Here is a 1,097-nt window from a genome sequence, read left to right on the forward strand (position 1 = left end):
TTAATGGATACTACTGAAGACATGCTGCGTACTATCGCCTTGGATGTACTGGGTACAACTGACATTAAATCAACTAAGAAAGATGCAGATGGCGAAGTGATTGCCGAGACGGTCTATGACTTTGCCAAACCCTTCGAGCGCATGACAATGGCCGAAGCTGTGCTTAAGTACAATCCAGACTTTGAGCCGTCTATCATCAACGACGCCGGAAATAACTTGGAGCAAATGATTGCCTATGGACGCCAGGTCGGTATTAGAGAAGATGCTAAGCAATCTGCCTGGGGTGCAGGTAAGTGGTTATGCGAAATCTTTGAAGAGACTGCTGAAGAAAAGCTCGATCAGCCTACTTTTATTACTGCCTACCCATGGGAAGTTTCTCCATTAGCGCGTCGAAATGATGACAACCCATTTATCACTGACCGTTTTGAGTTCTTTGTTGGCGGCCGTGAATTGGCAAATGGCTTTTCGGAGCTTAATGACGCTGAAGACCAGGCTGACCGCTTCCGCAAGCAGGTTGAAGAAAAAGATGCTGGTGATGATGAAGCGATGCATTACGACTCAGATTACATCCAGGCTCTTGAATACGGTATGCCACCTACTGCAGGTGAGGGTATCGGTATTGATAGGCTAGTGATGCTATTTACCGACAGCCCAACCATTAAAGACGTTATTTTGTTCCCGCACATGAAGCCAGTATCTTAATAAGGGGCTTATTGTTTGGGTTTCATATGATGGCTGAAGGTTCAGAAAAAGAAGGTAGACTGAGTGAGTCCTGGCAGCAAGTTGTCGGCGACCAGCTTACCCTGCCTTACATGCAGTCTTTACGTGGATTTCTAAGCAGCGAAAAGGCTGCGGGTAAAATTATTTATCCGCAAGGCTCCGAAATCTTCAATGCGCTGAATCATACCGCTTTTGAAGAGGTAAAGGTTGTTATTATCGGGCAGGACCCGTATCACGGGCCTGGGCAGGCGCATGGTTTGTGTTTCTCGGTTCAGCCGGGTGTAGCAATACCGCCTTCATTACGTAATATATATCAAGAACTCAACACGGATACAGGCATGCCGATTCCAAGTTCAGGAAATCTAATTTCTTGGGCC

2 protein-coding genes are annotated in these 1,097 nt (G+C 46.5%); both read left to right on the forward strand.

All coding sequences use genetic code 11. The features are described 5' to 3' along the window. Nucleotides 1-702 (forward strand): amino acid--tRNA ligase-related protein (locus tag A3735_RS25930; RefSeq protein ID WP_304440028.1); only part of this gene is annotated, 702 nt, incomplete at its 5' end. An 11-nt stretch (nucleotides 703-713) separates the two neighbouring features. Continuing rightward, the coding region (locus A3735_RS25935; RefSeq protein WP_369820564.1) for a uracil-DNA glycosylase at nucleotides 714-1,097 on the forward strand (384 nt) is incomplete at its 3' end.

The sequence above is a fragment of the Oleiphilus sp. HI0061 genome, from assembly GCF_001635675.1.